16 protein-coding genes and 1 pseudogene are annotated in these 22031 nt (G+C 68.3%); 6 read left to right on the top strand and 11 right to left on the bottom strand.

The window, feature by feature from the left end; translation table 11 throughout:
* The 6 genes and pseudogenes from G3N98_RS29120 to G3N98_RS29095 form a co-directional block, all read right to left on the bottom strand.
* Window positions 1–1711 (bottom strand): annotated as a pseudogene (locus tag G3N98_RS29120) (glycosyltransferase family 4 protein); the annotation flags it as partial.
* 2 nt (window positions 1712–1713) lie between these two features.
* Complete coding sequence (gene rffA, locus G3N98_RS29115; protein ID WP_206150086.1) at window positions 1714–2871, bottom strand: dTDP-4-amino-4,6-dideoxygalactose transaminase; 1158 nt, start codon at window positions 2869–2871, stop codon at window positions 1714–1716.
* A 59-nt stretch (window positions 2872–2930) separates the two neighbouring features.
* The gene (locus G3N98_RS29110; protein WP_089471997.1) at window positions 2931–3578 is read right to left on the bottom strand and encodes a class I SAM-dependent methyltransferase; all 648 of its coding nucleotides are present in this window, start codon (window positions 3576–3578) and stop codon (window positions 2931–2933) included.
* Between the two features lie 10 nt (window positions 3579–3588).
* On the bottom strand, window positions 3589–4311 hold the full coding sequence (locus G3N98_RS29105) for a WbqC family protein (protein WP_206150084.1): 723 nt from the start codon (window positions 4309–4311) through the stop codon (window positions 3589–3591).
* Window positions 4308–5693, bottom strand: coding sequence for an FAD-binding oxidoreductase (locus tag G3N98_RS29100; RefSeq protein WP_206150082.1), 1386 nt, complete (start codon window positions 5691–5693; stop codon window positions 4308–4310). Before G3N98_RS29100 ends, G3N98_RS29105 begins: the two co-directional genes overlap by 4 nt.
* On the bottom strand, window positions 5690–6475 hold the full coding sequence (locus G3N98_RS29095) for a class I SAM-dependent methyltransferase (protein WP_206150080.1): 786 nt from the start codon (window positions 6473–6475) through the stop codon (window positions 5690–5692). Before G3N98_RS29095 ends, G3N98_RS29100 begins: the two co-directional genes overlap by 4 nt.
* A 406-nt stretch (window positions 6476–6881) precedes the next feature.
* Here G3N98_RS29095 and G3N98_RS29090 point away from each other — a divergent pair, with 406 nt between their 5' ends.
* The 4 genes from G3N98_RS29090 (at window position 6882) to G3N98_RS29075 (ending at window position 13791) form a co-directional block, all read left to right on the top strand.
* Window positions 6882–8669, top strand: coding sequence for a tetratricopeptide repeat protein (locus G3N98_RS29090; RefSeq protein WP_206150078.1), 1788 nt, complete (start codon window positions 6882–6884; stop codon window positions 8667–8669).
* 241 nt (window positions 8670–8910) lie between these two features.
* Window positions 8911–11109, top strand: a complete 2199-nt coding sequence (locus G3N98_RS29085) for a glycosyltransferase family 41 protein (RefSeq protein WP_206150076.1) — start codon at window positions 8911–8913, stop codon at window positions 11107–11109.
* Complete coding sequence (locus tag G3N98_RS29080; RefSeq protein ID WP_206150074.1) at window positions 11106–13592, top strand: tetratricopeptide repeat protein; 2487 nt, start codon at window positions 11106–11108, stop codon at window positions 13590–13592. Before G3N98_RS29085 ends, G3N98_RS29080 begins: the two co-directional genes overlap by 4 nt.
* A 16-nt stretch (window positions 13593–13608) precedes the next feature.
* Complete coding sequence (locus G3N98_RS29075) at window positions 13609–13791, top strand: hypothetical protein (RefSeq protein ID WP_206150072.1); 183 nt, start codon at window positions 13609–13611, stop codon at window positions 13789–13791.
* Window positions 13792–13825: 34 nt separating this feature from the next.
* Here the strand turns inward: G3N98_RS29075 and G3N98_RS29070 are convergent, their stop codons facing one another.
* The 3 genes from G3N98_RS29070 to G3N98_RS29060 form a co-directional block, all read right to left on the bottom strand.
* Entirely contained in the window at window positions 13826–14122 is a 297-nt protein-coding gene (locus G3N98_RS29070; protein WP_069246849.1) for a flagellar protein FliT, read from the bottom strand.
* A gap of 33 nt (window positions 14123–14155) precedes the next feature.
* Window positions 14156–15574 carry a flagellar filament capping protein FliD gene (gene fliD, locus G3N98_RS29065; protein ID WP_206150070.1) on the bottom strand — a complete coding sequence of 473 codons (1419 nt, stop codon included), beginning with the start codon at window positions 15572–15574 and terminating at the stop codon, window positions 14156–14158.
* Between the two features lie 193 nt (window positions 15575–15767).
* Window positions 15768–16586 (bottom strand): flagellin domain-containing protein, encoded by an 819-nt coding sequence (locus G3N98_RS29060; RefSeq protein ID WP_011350581.1) that lies wholly within the window; start codon window positions 16584–16586, stop codon window positions 15768–15770.
* A gap of 544 nt (window positions 16587–17130) precedes the next feature.
* Between G3N98_RS29060 and rpsU the strand changes: the two genes are divergently transcribed.
* On the top strand, window positions 17131–17343 hold the full coding sequence (gene rpsU / locus G3N98_RS29055) for a 30S ribosomal protein S21 (protein ID WP_006401410.1): 213 nt from the start codon (window positions 17131–17133) through the stop codon (window positions 17341–17343).
* Window positions 17344–17507: 164 nt separating this feature from the next.
* On the opposite strand, the gene G3N98_RS29050 is transcribed toward rpsU, so the two are convergent.
* Window positions 17508–19631, bottom strand: coding sequence for a TonB-dependent receptor (locus G3N98_RS29050; protein WP_206150088.1), 2124 nt, complete (start codon window positions 19629–19631; stop codon window positions 17508–17510).
* 226 nt (window positions 19632–19857) lie between these two features.
* Between G3N98_RS29050 and G3N98_RS29045 the strand changes: the two genes are divergently transcribed.
* Window positions 19858–21093, top strand: a complete 1236-nt coding sequence (locus tag G3N98_RS29045) for a PepSY-associated TM helix domain-containing protein (protein ID WP_206150069.1) — start codon at window positions 19858–19860, stop codon at window positions 21091–21093.
* Window positions 21094–21215: 122 nt separating this feature from the next.
* On the opposite strand, the gene G3N98_RS29040 is transcribed toward G3N98_RS29045, so the two are convergent.
* A complete protein-coding gene (locus tag G3N98_RS29040; protein ID WP_089430453.1) occupies window positions 21216–21818 on the bottom strand; it encodes a DNA-3-methyladenine glycosylase I in 603 nt (200 codons plus the stop codon).
* Window positions 21819–22031 lie beyond the last annotated feature (213 nt).

Raw genomic sequence — 22031 nt, 5'->3', positions numbered from 1 at the left:
ATGCGCGCGGCGGCGCATCGTCGCGCAACGTGACCGGCGCCGCGACCAGCGCGATGTCGAGGTCCGCGCGCTTCAGCGCGTCGGCGTAGCTACCGTAAGGGGCAGGCTCCGCGATCAGCGTGACGTCCGGTTCGCGGTCCCAGCCGGCCGGCAGCGCCGCGCCGACGAACGACACCCGGAGCTTCCCCGGAAACCGCCGGCGGAGCTCGGCCAGCGCGTGGCGGACCTGCTCGAGACGCGCGCCGTCGAGCCCGGTGCCGGAAACCGCGAGATTCACGTGGTCGCGCATGCCGGGCGCCGCGCGGTGCAGACGCTCGAGATCGACGCCGGTCGGCAGCGCGTGCACCGAGGCGTTGACATGACGGTACTCCCGCACCAGCGCTTCCGACGGCACGACGATCGCATGCGCACGCTGCACGGCGCTGCGGATGCCCGCCTTGCGGCGCGCGTTGTCGGCCGCGCCGGGGAGGTCGGCAAGCAGCGTGTCGAGCGGCACGTCGATGTCGAGGACGACCGGCTTGCCGAGCGAGAACAGGTGTTCCAGCGTGGCGGCGGACAGCAGGCCCGGCGTGTCGCCCTGCAGCACGATCAGGTTCGCGCGCTGCAGCGCGTCGGGATCGATGCCGGCTGGCGTGACCGGGAAAGTCAGCGCCCATTCGCGGTCCAGCCGCGCGAACGGCTGCGCGAAGCGCAGGCTGGTGCGCGCATGGTCGGCCGGTTCGGCGGTGACGACCGCGATGCAAGAGCGTGACGCGGACGCGGGCTGCCCCTGGGCGGCGGCGCCCGTCGCGACGGCCTGCGCATCCAGCGTGTCCGCGTGCGCCTGGGTCCGCTCGACGAAGTGCTGCAACTGCTGCCAGAACGTCTCCTCTTCCTTCAGGTAGACGCTGCGCGCTTCGTGAACGGTGGCCTTTGCGTGGGCGATCTCGTGTTCGTCGAGCCCCCATGCGATGCCCTTGCCGTCCATCACCCACCGCGTCGGCTCCGACAGCGACGCGTCGTTCATGATGCACACGACCGGGCAGCCGCACAGCAGCGCTTCGAACACGGCGGTGGACCATTCGTACGTGTACAAGCACTCGACCTGTCGGAACAGCGCCGCGAGTTCGTGCGCCGAACGTTCCGGCACGCGGGTCGAGATTTCGATCGACTCGGCGGTGACCGGATGCAGCGTGCCGCCGCGCCGCAGGTGGCGATTGATGAAGACGGCCGTGCCGTTGCGGCGGGCGTCGTCGACCCCGTCGCTGTTGAAGATGCGCGTGTCGACCAGCGGCATGCGCAGCAGGTCCGCCTGCCATTCTTCGGGCACGAGCGACGGCCCGAACGTGAAGACGAGGTCGTCCGGCTGCAGCGTGATCGGTTCGCCGTTGATGCGGCCGGGCTCGGCCAGCAGGTAGCGCACGACGCAGCGCGCGTTGAGCGGGTTGCCGGTGACGACGTCCGGGTAGACGACGATCGGGCTGCGGTTCGCGCGGGCATGCATCTGTGCGATGTCGTTGGTCAGCGGCGGCGTGCGCAGCTCGGGATGCACGACCGCGGTGCAGACGTACGCTTCGTGGCCGAGCTGGTTCAGCACGTGGCACAGGTAGTGCATCGCGCGGATCCCGCCGGAGGTTTGCCGGAAATTCGGCGCGAGTATGTAGTACGGGTGGTCGAGTCGCGTAAAGATGCGCGAACCGCCGTGCGCCACGCCAGGTGTGGGAGTCGTCATCGTTATCGGGTGCGGTAGAAATCGAAGACCACGTCGAGGATGCGATCCTGTTCGGCTTCGGTCATGTCGTGGTACAGCGGCAGCCGGACGAGCCGGTCGGCGACGAGGTCCGTCACCGCCATGCCGGAGCCGCAGCGCCCGTAGCGCTGGCCGGCCGGCGAACTGTGCAGCGGCACGTAGTGGAACACCGCGTTCACGCCCACCGCGCGGATCTGCTGCAGCAGCGCGGTGCGTTCGGCGAGGTCGCGTGCGAGGAAATAGAACATGTGGCCGTTGCCGCGCTCGGCGAGCGAAATCGCGGGCAGCTCGATCAGCCCGTCCGCGTGCAGCGGCTGCAGCGCGTCCTGGTAGCGCTGCACGGTCGCGCGCCGCTGCGCGGTGATCACGTCCGCGTGCTCGAACTGCGCGTACAGGAATGCCGCGATCAGCTCGCCCGGCAGGAACGACGAGCCGACGTCGACCCAGGTGTACTTGTCGACCTGCCCGCGGAAGAACTGGCTGCGGTTGGTGCCCTTCTCGCGGATGATCTCCGCGCGCTCGACGAGGCGCGGGTCGTTGACCAGCAGCGCGCCGCCTTCGCCCGAGATCACGTTCTTGGTCTCGTGGAAGCTGAGGCACGCGAGGTGGCCGAGGCTGCCGAGCGGCTTGCCGTTCCACGTCGACTGCAGTGCCTGGGCGGCGTCCTCGATCACCCACAGGTCGTGGTCCGCCGCGAGCTGCCCGATCACGTCCATGTCGCAGGCGACGCCCGCGTAGTGCACCGGCACGATCGCGCGCGTGCGCTGGGTGATCGCGGCGGCGATCTGCGTCTCGTCAAGGTTCAGCGTGTCGCGGCGGATGTCGACGAACACCGGCGTCGCGCCGCGCAGCACGAACGCGTTGGCGGTCGACACGAACGTGTAGGACGGCATGATCACTTCGTCGCCGGGCTGCACGTCGGCGAGGATCGCGGCCATCTCGAGCGCGGCCGTGCACGAGTGCGTGAGCAGCGCGCGCTGGCAGCCGATGCGCGCTTCCAGCCAGCGGTGGCAGAGCTTCGTGAACGCCTGGTCGCCGGCGAGGCCGCCCTGCTCGACCGCTTTCGCGATGTAGTAGAGCTCCTTGCCGACCACGAACGGGCGGCCGAACGGAATGCAGTCGAGGTTGGGTGGGCCGAACATGGTCAGGCTCCGCGTCAAGGGGTGGGACGTCCGGCCGCGCGGCTCGCGCGCGGCGCCGCTCAAATGTCCTTGCGGACGAGAATCGTGAATTCGTACAGGCCGTAGTCGTGCAGCAGCGCGACGTGGCGCGAATAGCGGCGCTTGCAGCGATCGAACAGCGCGCACGGGTCCGCGTAGTACAGGAGGTCCGGGCGCATGAACGGCGGATCGGAATACGACGTCAGGCAGTTGAACGCGAAGCCCAGTCGGCTCGTTGCGTGCAGCGTGTCCAGCGTCGCGTGGATGTAGTCGAGCCACGCGTCGTCGTCGTGACCGCGCCTGACGTTGAAGATGCCGGAGGCGATCCCGTAGTCCGACGCGGCCTGCGGCACCGCGCCGACATGAAACGCGACGTTCGCGTCGTCGCGGTAGCGCTGTCGCGCGGCGTCGACCATGTCGGACGAGATGTCGTAGCCCGCGTACGCGAAGCCGTCGGGCAGCGCGCGCGCCTTCAGGAAATCGACCAGCGCGCCGTAGCCGCAGCCGATGTCGTTCACCGAGTGGCCGCCGGACGCGGGCAGGATTTTCGTCAGTTGTTCGAAGCGCAGGAACTGGCCGGTTTCGCCGTTCCAGTCGACGCCGCGCGCGGTCGCGCCGTGCTCCGCCAGCCGCGCGCTGTAGTACGCGGCCACTTCTTCCAGCAGGCTCGCATGCCGGGATTCGCTCATGGGCATCGCCTCAGTCTTTCGAGGTCAGCGCGTACCGGCGCGCTTCGGGACCGCAGTTGAACAGCACGTCGAGCACCGTCACGCCGTGGACGAAGTCGCCCCACTGCTGCGGATACTCGGGATAGGCCGGATAGTCGAACCAGCGCACCGCGATGCCGGCATCGGCGAACAGGTTCTCGTCGAGGTAGCTGCGCGCGGCCGGGCCGGACAGGTACTCGGTCGCGCCCGCCTGCACGCACAGGTTCAGCAGCTTCTCGGTGCGATTGCCGTGCAGCGCATAGTCCGACGTCGACGACACGCGCGTGCCGATCTCCAGTTGCCGGAGGACCCACGTCAGCATCGCGGCATTCAGCTCGCTCAGCATCCCGTAGGTTCCGCCGGTGTAGAGCGCTTCGAGCTCGTCCGCATAGCGCGCGAAGTGCGGCGCGCGTGCGTAGTTCTGCTGCAGGGCCTTCCAGTGCAGCGGCGCCCAGTCGGCGCCGTCGATCTCGGTTTCGCGGATCGACTGGTGATACTTGCCCTTCACCTTCACTGGCACGCTCAGCCATTGCACGCCCTGCGGCGTCTTGATCTGGTTGCGGTTGCGCCAGTCGCGGCGCGTGTACTGCGCGTCGTCGTAGAGGATGAACTCGTCGCTGGCGGCGATCAGGTCGAAGTAGCCCTTCCACGGAATGTAGTTGGACTGGACGATCGCCACCCGCTTCGCGTCGCGGTTCATGGTCGCACCGCTCATGCCGGAATGTGGCCGTACCGGTACATGTCGACGAGCTCGGGCGGAATGCCCCAGTCCGTTGCGCCCAGCTTGTCGTGCAGCGCCTCCAGGTCCGCGCGGATCGCGTTCTGGAGCTGTTCGACCATGCGGTTGCGCGCCGGCACGAAGTCGTGCTGGTACGCGGCATTGATCTGATGGCGTACCGTCTTCGCGATCGCGGCCTCGCGCGTCATGTTGCGGATCAGCTTGCGTTCGGGCGCGAGTTCCGCGTAGCGCGGATCGATCGGCTCGCCGCGCATCGCCGCGACGAGATCACGGCTCAGCACCGGCGACAGGTGGAAGCCGTCGCGCTTGGTGCCGCCGAGAATCCACAGGTCGCGCACGCTGGTTTCGCCGAACAGCGGATACAGGTCGGACGTCGTCGGCCGCCAGCCGACGTTGACGTTGACCAGGCTCGCGCGCGAGAAGCGGGTGTTGATCTGGTCCATCGCCGACTTCAGCAGCGTGTACGCGCTGCCGGCGTGGCCGTGCTCGTGCGGCACCGGGCTGATGTAGTTGCTGGCGCCGACGAGGGTCCGGTCAGGCCCGTGCGGTGCCGAATACACGCCGCACGCGAGGCCGCGGTTGGTGGTGCGCACGCAGTGCGTGTGCACGTTCTCCGTGCTCTGCAGTTCGATCGACATGCCGATGCCGTAGAACATCCGCTGCACCGGCAGCTCGGGCAGGCTCGCCTGCAGCACGCGCGTCATGTTGGCGCCGTTGCAGAGGATGAAGCGGTCCGCGCCGAGCACGCTGCCATCGGACAGGCGCGCTCCGGTGACGCGTCCGGCGGCGGTGTCGAGCCGTTCGACCTCGGCGTCGATGAAGCGCACGTTGCCGGCTTGCGCGACCGACTCGGTCAGCGCGTCGAGAAACTGTTTCGGATTGACCCAGCCTTCGCGTTTCAGGAAGACCGCCTTCAGCGCGCGATAGCGCGGGTCCGGATGATAGTTCGGGATCCCTGACGGATCGACCGCCTCGCACGGCTCCTCGAATTCGCGGCAGAACCGCTGCATGGCCGCGAAGTTCTCGTCGTCGAGCGCGTCGGTCGCCGCGTTGTTCAGCACGAAGGTGCCGAAGCCGTGCGCGATCGCGCGCGCCGGCGTGCAGATTTCAGCGAATACGGCGGGCCAGGCCGCCGTCGCGCCGCGGCTCAGCTCGAACTTGAAGCGGTCGATCGGCGTGCCGAGCGAATCGCCTTCCAGCTCGGTGAACGAATTGAGCATCGCCGCCGCGGCGCGCGTGGCCGAGCCGGGCCGATGCGCGTGGCCGACGACCACGAGTTCGACGCCCGGGTCCGCCCGCTGCCATGCACGGGCCGTCATCAGGCCGAGAATGCCGTTGCCGAGGATCGCGATTTTCATTTGCGTGTGCCTCCACCCTCGGGGAATGACAGGTAGCACAGCGACGGATAGGCCGCCGCCTTGTGGATCTGGTGCGGACGGTTGCCGAGCAGGTCGCGCAGGTAATGGACGCCTTCCGCGGGCAACTGGCCGCCGCGGGTGAGCTGCCAGAACGCGACGATGCCGCCGGGCACCAGCCGCTCCATCACCGCTTCGAACGCGTGCCGGGTCGGCTCGATCACGTTCAGGTCGAACCACGCGAGCGCGACCATCTCGCCGGGATGCGCTTCGCCGAATGCCGCCAGCGTGTCGCGGCAGTCGCCTTCCCACACGTGGTGCTTGTCATGCACGTGCCCCATCGCGTTGCTGCGCTCGTGCAGGTTCAGCAGCTTGCGCAGCAGGTCGGCGTACTCGCCGGACAGCGAGTACGTGCCGTCGGAGAACAGCTTGCGATCGCGCGTGTCGTGCTCGGCGAAGCCCGTGTAGCCCGTGAACGTATCGAATGCGTGGATGCGGCGCTGGAAGTTCAGCGGCTCGAGAATCGCGCGGAAGTTCTCGCACAGCACGGCGGTCTGCCCGCGCCACGTGCCGAGATCGAGGATCGCGCCCGGCAGCGGCACGATTTTTTGATAAATCTCGAAGGTCGCGAGAATGCGTGCGAGGAGCGAGCCGCGCACGAACAGGCCGAGCGACCGTTCCAGTTCCTCGCGCGTCGCGGGGTAGGTCTGCATCAGGTCGAACAGTTCGCGGCGCGCCGCGAGCTGATCGCCATCTGCGTTGGTGATGATCGCTGATTCGTGCATACACAGGGCTCCAGGCACAAAGGGTGTGGCCGGACGAGCACGTGTCGGCGCGGTGGCATCGGAATGCGCAACCGTCCGAACGTCGCAGGTCGGACATCTTTCTACGATCAAGTCTAGCGAGCGCCGCCAGGATCGAATGTCGGATTAGCGGGTGGTTTCACCCCGCATTTCGATGGATGCGCGGGTGTCCGGCGCGCATTCGGCGCGCCCGCGGGTGCGGCTTGCAGTCGCGGGAATAGCGACCAATTCCAGCACCTGCTCGCCAGATTGGAACGCGGCGTGCGCGAGGAGAATTCGGACACGTCGGAGACCGTCGGTGCGTGCGTCCGCGGGCGAAGGCGTGCGCCGGCGCAGGGGTGCCGGCCGCGATTCGAATCCCGTATTGGCTACCAGGACGACTTAGCTCATGATGCCCACCTCCCCCGCCGCCGCCACGATCGAACAGGCGCTGGCGCACCATCAGGCCGACCGGCTGGAAGAGGCCGAGACGCTGTACCGGCAGATCCTCGACACCGATCCCCGGCACGCGGACGCGCTTCACCTCCTCGGCCTGATCGGTCATCAGCACGGGCGCTATCGGGAGGCATCCGACCTGATCATGGCGGCGATCGAGATCAGGCCGGACGCGATGTACTACTACAACCTCGGCAACGTGATGCAGGCGGACAACCGTCACGCCGCCGCCGCCGAGTGCTTTCGTCTTGCCATCGAGCTGCGACCCGACTACGTCGATGCGTACAACAACCTCGGCAACGCGCTGCGGCTCGCCGGCGACGCCCGCGCGGCCGTCGATGCGTTCTGCCAGGCCATCGCGCTGAAGCCGGACAACGGCCAGGCCTACAACAACCTTGCGAATGCGCTGTTCGACCTGAACGAGATTCCGGCCGCACTCGAGGCTTACCGGCACGCGGTCGCGCTGCGCCCCGAACTGCCGGAGCCGCGCAGCAACCTGCTGTTCGCGAGCCACTGCAGCGAAGCGTTCGATCACGACGCCTATCTCGCCGAGGCCGCGCGCTACGACGCAGTCGTCACGCGGTGCGCGACGCCGTGGACGGACTGGCTCGTCGACCTGACCGCCCGCGCCGGGCGGCCGCTCAAGGTCGGCATCGTGTCGGGCGACCTGAAGGCGCATCCGGTCGGCTATTTCATCGAGAGCATGCTGAAGCATCTCGACCCGAACCGGATCGAGATGCATGCGTACCCGACGCGCGACGTCGAGGACGACGTGACCGCCCGCCTCAAGCCGGCCTTCGCGACGTGGACCTCCATTGCCGGCCTGAGCGACGCAGCGGCGGCCGCGCGTGTTCGCGCGGACCGCATCGACGTGCTGCTCGACGCGGCGGGTCACACGGTCTACAACCGCCTGCCGCTGTTCGCGTGGAAGCCGGCGCCGCTGCAGGCGAGCTGGCCCGGTTATTTCGCGAGCACCGGCGTGCGCGCGATCGACTACGTGATCGGCGACCATCACGTGCTGCCGCCCGCCGAGGCCGCGCATTTCACCGAGCGGCCGTGGCATCTGCCGGACAGCTATCTGTGCTTCACGCCGCCGGCCGAGCCTGTCGACGTCGGCGCGCTGCCGATGCTCGCGAACGGCCATCCGACCTTCGGCTATTTCGGCAAGCTCGCGAAGATCACCGAGCACGTCGTCGCGGTCTGGTCGCGCGTGCTGCAATCGGTCGCGGGCGCGAAGCTGTTCGTGAAGGCGGAGCATCTCGACGATCCGCGCGAGCAGCAGGCGCTTGCCGCGCGCTTCGCGGCGCACGGCATCGACGCGCGCCGCCTGATCCTCGAAGGCCGCTCGCCGCGCGCCGAATACCTGGCCACGTACCGGCGCGTCGACCTGATGCTGAGCCCGTTCCCGTATCCGGGCGGCACGACGACCGCCGAAGCGCTGTGGATGGGCGTGCCCGTTCTGTGCCGGCGCGGCGAGCGCTTCCTGTCGCACATCGCCGAGAGCCTGCTGCATTCGGCGCGGCTGCCCGAGTGGATCGCGGACGACGACGACGCGTATGTCGCGAAGGCCGTCGCGCAGGTCAGCCGGCCTGCCGAGCTGGCGGCGCTGCGCACGACGCTGCGCGCGCAGGTGCTCGCGTCGCCGCTGTGCGACGCGCCCCGCTTCGCGCGCCACTTCGAGGACGCCCTGCACGGCATGTGGGCGCAGCACGTCGAAGCTGCGGCGGGCGCAACCGTGTGAGGCCGCTCACGACGTGACGTGCGCGGGCATTTCCACGCCGGCGGCAAGCGCAACATGGTGCCCCGCGCACTGAACGCCGCGCCGGCCGGTGTGATCGTCATTCCGGCCGGTGGCGCGTGCGCGACACCGTCGTCGGGATGGCACGCGACGGGATGGCGGCGTCGGCCGTGATGATCGGGCACGGCCGCAGGCTGATCGACTTCGGACGCGAACCGCATCGCTATTGAGCAGAGCAGACGAGATGGACGGAACAGGACAGGCATTGCAGACGGCGCTCGCGCATCACCAGGCGGGGCGTCTCGCGGAAGCGAAGACGCTGTACGACGCGATCCTCACCGTGCAGCCGGGCCAGCCGGATGCGCTGCATTTCCTCGGGTTGCTGGCGTGCCAGCTGAAGCAGTACGACGCGGGGCTCGCGCTGATGGAGCAATCGCTCGTCGCGCGGCCGGACGCGTCGTACTTCAACAACCTGGGCAACATGCTGCGCGAAAACGGCCGGCTCGACGACGCGATCGCGCACTATCGGCGCGCGGTGGCGCTGCGGCCGGACTATCCGGAGGCGCACAACAATCTCGGCAACGCATTGCGCGACGCGCGCGAGCCGGCGGCTGCGATGGCGAGCTGCGCGCGCGCGCTCGAGCTGCGGCCCGGTTACGCGGAGGCCTACAACAATCTCGGCAACGCGCTGCAGGATCTGGGCGACCTCGACGGCGCCGCCACGCATTACGGCCGCGCGATCGAGCTGGACCCGTCGATGGCGATGGCCCATGCGAACCTGAGCGCCGTGCGTCACAAGCAGCTGCGCTGCGCGGAAGCGCTCGCGCATGCGCAGGACGCGATCCGGCTCGCGCCGACCCTCGCCGAAGCGCACAACCACGCGGGCAACGCGTATCACGGACTGGACCGGCTCGACGCGGCGCAGGCCAGCCATCGCACGGCCGTCTCGCTGAATCCGGCGGACGCCGGCGCGTGCCACAACCTGTCCGTCGTGCTGCTGAAGCTGCAGCGGCTCGACGAGGCGCTCGTGTATTGCCGGCAGGCGTTGCAGGCCGGCTCGCCGGCCGTGTTGATGCACGTCAATCTCGGCGACATCCTGCGCGCGCAGGGCAACGTCGATGCCGCGGTCCACGCATATCGCGATGCGCTTGCGCTGGTGCGCGACGACGCCGACGACGTCGCGGCGACCGTGCTGAACCGGCTGCTGTTCAGCGCGGCGGCATCCGCTTGCGTGACCCCCGCCGACTACCTGGCCGACGCGCGGCGCTACGGCCGGCACCTGGCCGCGCGTTCGACGCGCCATGCGCACGATCCGCGCGAGCGGGCCGCGCGCGCGCAGGGGCGGCCGCTGCGCGTCGGCTTCGTGTCCGGCGACCTGCGCCTGCATCCGGTCGGCATCTTCCTGGAAAGCGTGCTCGCGCACCTCGAGCGCACGCGCATCGACCTGCGCGTGTACGTGACCACGGACGAGGAGGACGCGATCACCGCGAAACTGAAGCCGCACGCGAGCGGCTGGCGCTCGATCGCCGCGCTGGGTCCGGAGGCGGCCGCGCGGATGATTCACGACGACGAAATCGACGTCCTCGTCGACCTCGCGGGCCATACGCAGTCGAGCGGGCTGGCCGTGTTCGGCTGGAAACCCGCGCCGGTGCAGGCGAGCTGGCTGGGCTTTTTCGCGTCGACCGGCTGCGACGCGATCGACTACTTCATCGGCGACCGCTACACGCTGCCGGACGCCGAAGCGCATCACTTCGTCGAGCAGCCGTGGCGGCTGCCGGACAGCTTCCTGTGCTTCACGCCGCCGGCCTGCGACGTCGAGGTCGGCCCGCTGCCGATGGCGGCGCGCGGCCATCCGACGTTCGGTTGCTTCGGCCAGCTCGTGAAGATCGGCGACGACGTCGTGCGCGCATGGTCGCGCATCCTGCACACGCTGCCGGACGCGCGGCTGCTGCTCAAGGCGCACGAGCTTGGCCGCGAGGGCGTGCGCGACGCGACCGCCGCGCGCTTCGCGCGGCATGGCATCGACGCGAGCCGGCTGATCCTCGAGGGCGGTTCGCCGCGCGCGGAATACTTCGGCGCCTATCACCGCATCGACGTCGCGCTGAGCCCGTTCCCGTACCCGGGCGGCACGACCACCGCGGAAGCGCTGTGGATGGGTGTGCCGGTGCTCGGCATGAAGGGCGGGCGCTTTGTCACGCACATCTGCGAAAGCGTGCTGCACGCGGCGGGCATGGGCGAATGGGTCGCTGACGGCGAGGACGCCTACGTCGCGAAGGCGATCGCGGCGGTGCGCGACCGCGAGCGGCTCGCGACGCTGCGCGCCGGGCTGCGCGCGCAGCTGCTCGCGTCGCCGCTGTGCGACGCGCGCCGGTTCGCGGCGCATCTCGAAGCGGCGTTCATCGGCATGTGGCAACGCTATACGAACTCGGAACACGAAGCATGAACGATATCCACGACACGCTGCAGTCCGCGCTGGCGCATCACCAGGCAGGGCGTCTCGCCGAAGCGAAGACGCTGTACGACGCGATCCTCACCGCGCAGCCGGGCCAGCCGGATGCGCTGCATTTCCTCGGGCTGCTGGCGTGCCAGCTGAAGCAGTACGACGCGGGCATCGCGCTGATGGAGCAATCGCTCGTCGCGCGCCCGGACGCGTCGTACTTCAACAACCTGGGCAACATGCTGCGCGAAAGCGGCCGGCTCGACGACGCGATCGCGCACTACCGGCGCGCGGTGGGGTTGCGGCCGGACTATCCGGAAGCGCACAACAACCTCGGCAACGCGTTGCGCGACGCGCGCGAGCCGACGGCTGCGATGCAGAGCTGCGCGCGCGCGATCGAGCTGCGTCCCGGTTACGCGCAGGCGTACAACAATCTCGGCAACGCGCTGCAGGACCTGGGCGAGCACGAGGCGGCGGCGGCGAGCTACGCCAAGGCGGTCGCACACCAGCCGCAATACGCGGATGCGTACTGCAATCTCGGCAACGCGCTGCATGCGCAGGAGAAATTCGACGATGCCGCGGAGGCCTATCGTCGCGCCATCGCGCTGCAACCGGGCTTCCGCGTCGCGCACCAGGGGCTGAGCGCGACGCTGCGCGCGGCCGGTGACCTGCGGGGTGCGGTCGACCATGCGCGCGAGGGGCTCGATCCGGGCGACGCGGACGCGCACTGCGTACTGGCCAGGCTGCTGCAGCGCATGAGCGAGTTCGGCAAGGCGGTCGAACTGCTCGAGCGGGCGATCGCGATCGATCCCGCGCATGCGCGGGCGTGGGCCTGGCTCGGCGACCTGCGCAACCAGCAGGGCGAATACGGGCAGGCTGTGCAGGCGTGCCGGCACGCGATCGAGCTCGATCCCGAACTGGCCGATGCATACAATTTCCTCGGCTACGCGTATCACAACCTCAACCGGCTGGCGGCGGCGGAACTGAGCTACCGGCACGCGATCGACCTGAACCCCGACGATGCCGACGCCCATCAGAACCTCGCCGCCGCGCTGTTGCGGCTCGAGAAGCTCGACGAGGCGATGAAGCACACGGAGATCGCGCGGGCACTCGGCATCGATCCGCTGAAGCTCCAGATGACGCTCGGCGACATCCTGTGGGCGAAAGGCGATCTCGCCGGCGCGCTGGACGCATTCCGCACGGCAATCCGCTACGACCTGCATCGCGCGTACTCGCGGATGCTGTTCAACATGTCGAGTTCGCCCGCGTTCGAGCCGCAGGAGTGGGTCGCTGAAGCGCGCCGCTACGGCGAACATCTCGAGCGCGATGCGCTTCCGTTCGAGCACGACCGCGCGCAGCGCGTCGCGCAGGCGCACGGACGGCCGCTGCGCGTCGGCTTCGTGTCGGGCGACCTGCGCCAGCATCCGGTCGGCATTTTTCTGGAAAGCGTGCTGGCGCGGATCGACCGGTCGCGCATCGAGCCACATGCGTATGTGACGTTCATCGGCGAGGACGACGTGACCGCGCGGCTCAAGCCGAACTTCGCGAGCTGGAAGAAGGTGGTCAGCCTGGGCCGCGAGGAGGCCGCGAAACGGATTCGCGACGACGGCATCGACATCCTGATCGACATGGCAGGCCATACCGACTGGAGCGGCCTGCCGATCTTCGGGCACAAGCCCGCGCCGGTGCAGGCGAGCTGGCTCGGTTTCTTTGCGACGACCGGTTGCCGCGCGATCGACTATTTCATCGGCGATGCGCATACGCTACCGGCCGACGAGGCGCATCACTTCACCGAACGGCCGTGGCGGCTGCCGGACAGCTACCTGTGCTTCACGCCGCCGCCGTACGATGTCGCGGTCGGCCCGCTGCCGATGGCGGCTCATGGCGGCGTCACGTTCGGCTGCTTCGGCAAGCTGGTCAAGATCAGCGACGAGGTCGTCGCGCTGTGGTCGCGCATCCTGCACGCGCTGCCGGACGCGCGCCTGCTGCTGAAGGCCCATGAGCTCGGCGCCGACGACGTGAACCAGGCGACGCTCGACCGCTTCGCGCGGCACGGCATCGGCACGGATCGGCTGATTCTCGAAGGCGGTTCACCGCGTGCGGAGTACTTCGCCGCGTATAACCGCATCGACATCGCGCTGAGCCCGTTCCCGTACCCGGGCGGCACGACCACGGCCGAAGCGCTGTGGATGGGCGTGCCGGTGCTCGGGATGAAGGGCGGCCGGTTCGTCACGCACATTTGCGAAAGCGTGCTGCACGCGGCGGGCATGGGCGAGTGGATCGCGACGGACGAGGAGGCGTACCTGACGAAGGCCGTCGCGTTCGCACGCGATCGCGACCGGCTGGCGACGTTGCGGGCAACGCTGCGCGCGCAATTGCTCGCGTCGCCGCTGTGCGACGCGTCGCGCTTCGCGCGCAACCTGGAGGACGCGCTGCACGGCATGTGGGCCTGCTACGCGTCCGAAGAGATGGCGACCCCGGACGCGTGACGAGCGGGATCGCGCCATGGCTGGTAGCCGCGCTCGCGCATCGTCGGGCCGGCCGCCCGAGATGATCGGCGCGGCGGGCGATGCGGTCGTCGCCGGCGCGATCCGGCTCGCTCACCCGCCCGCCGGCGAAAAAAAAGCCGCATTGAAGCGGCTCGACGGTACGGCGACAACGGTCCGCTCGACTGGCGGCGTCTTTTAATTCGACCTGCGCGGCGGGCGAGACGCCCGGCCGGTCACAGCATGCCGGCCTTCTGGTACTGGCTCGCGGCCTTGATCCGCTCCTGGGACTGCGCAAATTCCGCAGCCAGGCGGTCACGGTCCGTCTGCGCATGCTCCGTGATCGACGCGTCGATCGCCATGATCTGCCGCACCTGGTCCAGCACGTCCGGGGTCTGCTCGCCGGACAGGTTCATCAGCAGCGGCGAGCGTTCGTCGACGAGGGCCGCGACGCGCACCCAGTCGCGTGCGTCGGCCGCCGACTGCATGGCACGGGTCAGGTCGAAGGCGCGGGACAGGGTGTCGTTCGTCATGGTTCGGCTCCGAAGGGGCGGTGTGGCGAAGGCTTACTTGTTGGTGGCCATCGCGCCGGCGCTGTTCTGGCCGCCGAACAGCTGGGTCAGGTAGCGGGTGTTGTTCGCCATCTGCGCCATCAGCGTGTTCAGCGCGGTGAACTGCGCGGTGTATTGCGTGGTCAGCTGGTTCGAGTAGGTCTGCAGTTGCGTGGCCTGATTCTGCACGCTCGTCAGGTCGGCATTGATCGCGGTGGTGCGCTGGTCGATCAGGCCGGACGTCTGCGTGTACGAGTTGATGTTCGCATTGAGCGCCTGGGCGATGCCGTTCGTCTGGTTGAAGATCGCCGTCACCGCGGAACTGTTCGACTTGAGCGCGGTGGTCAGCGCGGCGGTGTCGACCGACATCGCGCCGGTCGAGTCCACGTTGATGCCGATGCTGCCGAGCGCATAGGTCGTGCCGCCCGTCGTGACGCCGCTGCTGAGCGTCGTCGCGAGCGTGCTCCTGATCGTGTTCATCATCGCGTCGCCGAGCAGCGGGCCGGCGGTCTTCGCCGTCGGGTCGTAGCTCGTCAGCGATTTCGCGGTATTCACGAAGTTGGTATACGCGGTCGCGAAATTGGTGATCGCGGTCGTCGCCGCGGCCGTGTCCTGCGACAGCGTGACGGTTTGCGTCGTGCCGACAGCGGCCTGCGACAGCGCCAGCGTGACGCCCGTCAGCGCGCCCGACACGTTGTTCGACGCGCTCGACACCGGCGTGCCGTCGATCGTCAGCTTCGCGTCGGCCGCCGGCGTGACCGTCGTGTACCCCGACGTCAGTTTCGAGTTGACGCCCGTGCCCGTGATCGAGATCGTGTTGGCCGCGCCGGTGGCGTTCGACTGCATCACGAGATGCTGGCCGTCCGAACCGGTGATGACCGATGCGGTGACGCCGGCATTGCCGGACGCGGAGTTGATCGACGACGCGATGTCGGACAGCGACGCGCCGGCCGCCACGTTGACGTTGAACGCGGGGTTGCTGCCGAACGTGATGCTCAGCGAGCCGGCCGAGATCGTGTCCGCCGACGTCACGCCGGCCGACGACAGCTTGTTGGCGGTCGCGAGCTGCGTGACATTGACCGAATACGAACCGGCCACCGCGCCGCTGCCGCTCTTGATCGTCGTCGCGATGCCCGTGCCGCTCGCCGTCGCGGCCAGGCTGCCGAGCGTGGTGCCGTTCGAGAGGCCGGTGAGCGCGGTCTGCAGCGCGGACAGCGCACCCTTCAGTTGGCCGATCGCGGACAGCTGCGTATTGTCGTTCGTCTGGCGGGTCTGCAGGGTCTGCAATTGCCCGGCCGTCTTCGCGTTCACCAGTGTCGTGACGAGCGTATTGACGTCGAGCGACGAATTGGTCGCGCCGCTGATGATCGACTGTCCGGCCTGGGACAGGAGGGTGGTGATGTCCGTGCTGCTGACGGGGGTCGTGGTGGCCATGCCGTTGCTCCGGTCGTCCGCGCAACCAACGTGCGCGATGCGGCGGGGCGCCGCGGTTCAATGCAAAGAGGGAGGCGTGCCTCCCTGGAGAATTCTGATCCGGGCGGTGTCGGCGGCGTCGCGATGCATCGCATGGCGACGCCGCCGGGCCCGGAGGCGGGCGGGCGCGTGGCCCGCCGCGGGTGCTGCTCGATTAGCCGAGGAGCTTCAGGACTTGCTGCGGCAGCGAGTTCGCTTGCGCCAGAACCGAGATGCCAGCTTGTTGCAGCACTTGCGCCTTGCTCAGGTTCGCCGTTTCCGTCGCGAAGTCCGCGTCGGTGATCTGCGAGCGAGCGGCGGTCATGTTGGTTGCCTGGGTTTGCGTCGTCGAGATCGCAGCCTGGAACGTGTTCTGTGCTGCGCCCAGCGTTGCCTGGAACGTGTTGACTTGCTTCAGTGCCGCGTCGATCGCCGTGATCGCCGATTGCGCGCCCGACTGGGTGGCGACGCTCAGGGTGTTCACGCTCATGCCCGTGCTGTTCCAGTTCGCCGTGCCGAAGTCGACGGTAACGACCTGGTTCGCTGCTGCGCCGATCTGGAACGTGACGCTGCCGGTGCCGCCCAGGATGGTCTGGCTGTTGAACGTCGTTTGCGATGCGACACGGTCGATTTCGCCGAGACGCGTCGTCACTTCAGCTTGCAGGTTCGCGCGAGCGCTCGAATCCAGCGAGCCGTCGCCGGCTTGTTGCGCCAGCGTACGGATACGCTGCAGGTTGTCGACCGTCGATTGCAGCGCGCCGTTGGCGGTCTGGATCATCGAGATGCCGTTGTTCGCGTTTGCAACACCTTGCGTCAGCGCATTGATTGCCGCCGTTTGCGACGTCGAGATCGCCAGGCCTGCTGCATCGTCAGCAGCGGTGTTGATGCGCTTGCCCGACGACAGGCGGTTGATTGCTTGCGACAGTGCGCTTTGCGAGCCCGACAGATTCGTCTGCGTCGTCAGCGAAAGGATGTTGGTGTTGATGTTCAGCATTTGCTTCCTCGTTTTGGAAAATGCCTGGGATACAGACAGGTTCTGATTTCGGCGTTGCGCTTTTTCGCGACTGGCGCTGCCCCGCCTTTCCTGGTTGACGGCGGCACCCGGCGAAAACTTTAGAGGGATGTTTGGGGAAATTCGGGACGGAAGGGTGGTTGTCGGCCGAAAGGCCCGCCCGGCTTGGCCGGCCGGGCCGCGGACAGGCGCGGCACCCGGCCCCGTTCGACGGGGCGAGCGGCCGCGCCACGCGGAGCGACGAACCGGGAGATGCAAAAGGGTAGTTTTGTCTGTGATTCTCTGCTATGATGGCGGGCTGAATTGAGATTTCTGTCAAGCCTCTGCCGTTTTCGGCATGTCTGCTGGCAGTCAAACGCGGCGCTGCACGCGGTTGTGAAGCGTACTCGCGGTGCTTTCCGCCTCTCTTTTCCGGCCTCCGAGGCCGTATTTCCGCTCGTTTCGCCTGTTTGTGGGGACGCTCGGATGGCCGGTGCGTGGCGCTTGGCCGCTACGTTTTTGACCGTTTAAGCAATTTAGGAACGACATGACGACGATTCTTCTGAAAGAAAACGAGCCGTTCGAAGTGGCGATTCGCCGCTTTCGCCGTGCTATCGAAAAAAATGGCCTGATCGCTGAACTGCGCGAACGCCAGTCCTACGAAAAGCCGACCGCAGTCCGCAAGCGCAAGAAGGCAGCAGCCGTCAAGCGCCTGCACAAGCGCCTGCGCAGCCAGATGCTGCCGAAGAAGCTCCACTAAGAGCGTCTTACGGTTCGCCGCGAAACGGCGGAGCGTGCTTCGAAAGAAGCCGCTCCGCCGTTTTGCTTTTGGGGGCCGGGAAACTCCCGATGCTGTGGCGGGGCGGCCGTTCCGGCCAATGGCTGGCGGCCGGCGGCCGCGGTTTGCGGCCGCCGGCCCGCCGTTCAGAAGTCGATCTTCGCGCTCAGGCTCACCGTGCGCGGGTCGCCCGGCTTCACGTAGTCCGCGTACTGGTATTCCCAGTAACGGCGGTTCAGCACGTTGTCGATCGACGCGCGCAGCGTCACGTCGTGGCGGCCGACCCGCGTCAGGTAGCGCGCGCCCGCGTTGACGACCAGAAAGCCCGGCGCGTCGAGGCCGCCGGCCGCGCGCAGCGGCGTCGCGCCGGTGAATTTCGCGTCGACGCCGAGCGTCAGCCCCGGCACGCCCGGCACCGCGTAGCCGAGGTCGCCGGCGAGCACGAAACGTGGCGCGCCCGCGACACGGTTGCCGTTGTTGCCGATCCCGTTCGCGTACCACGCGTCGAGCAGCATCGCGTCGACGCCAGCGTTCCAGCGTGCGCCGAATTTCGCGCGCGCACCGAACTCGATCCCCTGGATGATCGATTCGCCGTCCTGCACGTAGACGTTCGCGGCGTTCGCATATTCGGCGCTGCGCTGGATGCGGAACAGCGCGGCCGTCGCGCTCCAGCGCGCGTGCTCGCTCTTGATCCCCAGCTCGTATTGCTTGCTGCGCAGCGGCTTGAGCACCTGGCCGGCGTTCGCGTAGACGTCGTTCACGCGGCTGCCGGGCTCGAGCGATTCGGCGTAGCTCGCGTAAGCGGTCGTGGTCGGCGCGAGCTTGAACATCACCGCGAACGTCGGCGTGACCACGCCGTTCTGGCGGTAGCCGGGATCCTCGGCGCCGCTCGCCTGGAACGAGCGCTGCTCGTAATTCATGTAGCGCACGCCGGCGAGCACCGACCACCGCTCGGTGAGCTGCACGGTGTCGCTCGCGAACAGCGATTTCTGCACGATCTCGCTCGTGCGGTACTGGATGAAGCCGTGCGGGCTGTCGTAGCGGTATGGGTTCGGCGCATACAGGTTGCCGGCGCCGAGCGGCACGAACACGCTGTTCGCCGAATAGTCGTTCGCCTGCTTCTGCCACGACGCGCCGAGCACGATCTGGTGGCTGAACGGGCCCGTGCGCACCTTGCCCTCGACCATCGCGCGCCACTGGCTGAAGCGGTGATCCTCCATCCCGACGTAGCGGCTGTCGGTGTAGTTGCCGGCCGCGTCCTGCAGGTACAGCGTGCTTTCGTTGCGGCGGCGCGTCGCCTTGCTGTAGCTGTACGCGACGTCGAGCTGCCAGTCGGGTGCGAGCTGGTATTGCAGCCCGGCCGTGTAGAGCTGCAGGTTCGTGTTCAGGTACTGGTCCTTGCCGCCGAGGTTCGTCGTGCCGCCGCTGATCGTCGCGGGCAGCGCGCCGCCCGGGTAGCTGCCGGTGAAGATCGACGGCGTCTGGCCCGTCGTGCGGCGGTCCTGGTACAGCGCGCCGAACGTCACCGACAGGTCGCGCGTCAGGTTCGCCTGCAGCGCGAGCGAAACGCTGTCACGGCGGATGTTGCCGTCGTTGTACGTCTTGCCTTCCTCGTGCGTCGCGTTCAGCCGCGCGCCGAACATGCCGTTCTGCCCGAAGCGCTGGCCGAGATCGACGTGCTCGGTCCACACGTTGGTGCTCCGGTAGCCGACGTCGACGCTGCGCACGGGCTCGACGCCCGGCTGCTTCGTCACGTAGTTGACGACGCCGCCGGGCGTCACGAAGCCGTACAGGAACCCGCCGAGCCCCTTCAGCAGCTCGACGCGGTCGAGCTGTTCGTACGGCATCGTGATCCCGTACGTGACGAACGGCAGCCCGTCGATCTTGTAGCCGTTCTGCCAGTCGAGCTGCATGCCGCGCACGGTCATGTAGCTGGCCCATGCGCTGTACGCGCCGCTGTTGTCGGACACCGAGGCGTCGTTCGCGAACACGTCGCCGAGCTTGTACGGCTGGCGTGCCTCGAGCTCCTCCGACGTGACGATCGTCGTCGAGAACGGCGTGTCGAGCTGGCGGCGCGTGCCGAGCGCACCGGTGGAGAGCGTGTCGGTCAGGTGCTGCGGCGAGTCATGCGCAGCGGTGACGTTGATGGCCGGCAACGCCGTGGCGCCGCCGGGCGAATCGTCCGCGTGCGCGAGCGACGCAGCAAGGCAGGCAAGGGCGGCGGCCACACGACGTGGGCGGGCAGGAGGATGGGCGAGGCTGACGGTCATGACGGGTAAGTAAAAATGCAAGTAAGAATCATTCGCATTGCGATAAAATGTTGCGCATCGTATCAAAACCCGTCGAACGCGCAACAATTCCATGCCGCGTGCAAGGGCATCCGGCCTCGCCAGCGGCGGCCGGCCGGCTCGTGCGCGGCGCCTGACCGCAAATGACCTGCATCCCGTTGAACCGGGGCCGCTCGTGCTGGCCCGCTTTCCCTTCCCAGGGCGCGCGATGAACGCGTTCCTGCGACCGTTTCTCGTCCGCCTGCATCGCTGGTTCGGCCTCGCGATCGCGCTGTTCCTGTTCGTCGCAGGCCTTACCGGCGCGCTGATCGCGTGGGATCACGAACTCGACGCGGCACTGAACCCGGACTTCTACACCGCCCGCAGCGATGCGGCGCCGCTTGATCCGCTCGCGCTCGCGACGCGCATCGAGGCCGCCGACCCGCGCGTGCAGGTGACCTATCTGCCGCTCGCGATCGAGCCGGGCCACACACTGCAGGCGGGCGTGATGCCGCGCACCGACCCGGCAACGGGCCAGCCGTACGCGCTCGGCTTCAGCCAGATCGCCGTCGATCCCGCGACGGGCGCGGTGCAGGGCCGCCGCGAATGGGGCGCGCTGTCGGTCGCGCGGCTCGACCTGATGCCGTTCATCTACCGGCTGCACTATTCGCTGTTCCTGCCCATGTACGGCGGGATCAACTTCGGGTTCTGGGTGATGGGCGTCGTCGGCATCGTGTGGGCGATCGACTGCCTGATCGCGCTCGTGCTCGCGTTTCCGAACCCGAAGAGCTGGCGCAAGTCGTTCGCGTTCCGCGTGCGCCGCGGCGGCTATCCGCTGGTGTTCGACCTGCACCGCTCGGGCGGCGTGTGGGTGTGGGGGCTGCTGCTGGTCGTCGCGGTCACGTCGATCTCGATGAATCTCGCCGTGCCCGTCGTGCGGCCGCTGGTATCGCTGGTGTCGCCGCTGGCCGAGACGCCGTACACGAATCCCGAACACTTCCCGCCCGCCGCGCCGGGCAGCACGGTGCTGCCGCGCGAGCGGATCGTCGAGATCGCGCGCGCGGCCGGGCGCGACGCGGGTTTCGCCGCGCCGCCCGGCGCGCTGCTGTTTGCGCCGGCGATGAATGCCTATGCGGTCGGGTTCTTCACGCCCGGCAACGATCACGGCGACGTCGGGCTCGGCAATGCGTGGCTCTATTGGGATGCGGTGACCGGCAGGCCCGTCGCCGCCCAGGTGCCGGGCCGTGGCTCGGCCGGTGACCTGTTCATGCAGGCGCAGTTTCCGCTGCACTCGGGGCGGATCGCCGGCGTCGCGGGGCGTGCGGCGGTGAGCGTGCTCGGCATCGTCATCGCGATGCTGAGCGTGACGGGCATCTGCATCTGGGTGAAGAAGCGCAGCGCCCGCGTGCGGGCCGCGCGCAGCATGCGCTCGGTTGCGCCGGCGTCACCGCGCGCCGCAAGGTGAGGGGTGGCGCGCCGCGCAGCGCAGCGCTTCGTGAGCGGTGAGCGGGCGGCGCAACCGGCGCTGGGCCGCGGGGACCGGCGGTCGGTCGGCAGCTGCCCGCGCCGTCGGCCCGCCTCGTGCCGTCAGCCCGCCTTGCGCCGGCGTGCGGCCGGCTTGCCGCCGAGCGCCGCGCATTGCGCGTGGCACGGGCAGCCAACTTCGTGATCGTTGACCATGCCGGTGGCCTGCATCAGCGCATAGCAGATCGTCGAACCGACGAACTTGCAGCCGTACGCCTTCAGCGCCTTGCTGAGTGCGTCGGACTGTTCGGTCGACGCGGGCGCGTCGCGGTACGACTGCCACGCGTTCTGGACCGGCGTATCGCCGACGAACGACCACAGGAACGCGGCGAGCGAACCGTGCTCTTCGCGGATGCGCTGCACGGCGCGCGCATTGGTGACCGCCGATTCGACCTTCGCGCGGTTGCGCACGATCCCGGGATTCTCCAGCAGCTTTTCGATGCGTTTCGGCGTGAAGCGCGCGACGGCATCGACGTCGAAATCCGCAAAGGCTTCGCGATAGCCCGCGCGCTTGTTCAGGATCGTCGACCACGACAACCCGGCCTGCGCGCCTTCCAGGATCAGCATTTCGAACAGGTGGCGATCGTCGTGCGACGGCACGCCCCACTCGGTATCGTGATAGTGAGCATCCGCTTCCGTCTTCACCCAGTTGCACCGCTGCGACATCGTCTGCCTCGCTTTTCGTATCGATTCGATCGCGTCAGCATAGCGGAAGCCCTTTTCACGGAACAGCCGGCCGAACGGCAGATGGGCGCGCGGCGCCGATCCGGTTAAGCTTGGCGCCTGTTCGAATCAGCGGGATGAAGGCATGGCGGCATTACTTTTTGCGATCGGCATCGACGGCGGCGGCACGGGCACGCGCGCGGTGCTGGCCGACCA

Source organism: Burkholderia sp. Tr-20390, assembly GCF_017104595.1.
In the GTDB taxonomy this organism is placed as follows: domain Bacteria; phylum Pseudomonadota; class Gammaproteobacteria; order Burkholderiales; family Burkholderiaceae; genus Burkholderia.
This window is presented reverse-complemented; position numbering and strand designations above follow the sequence as displayed.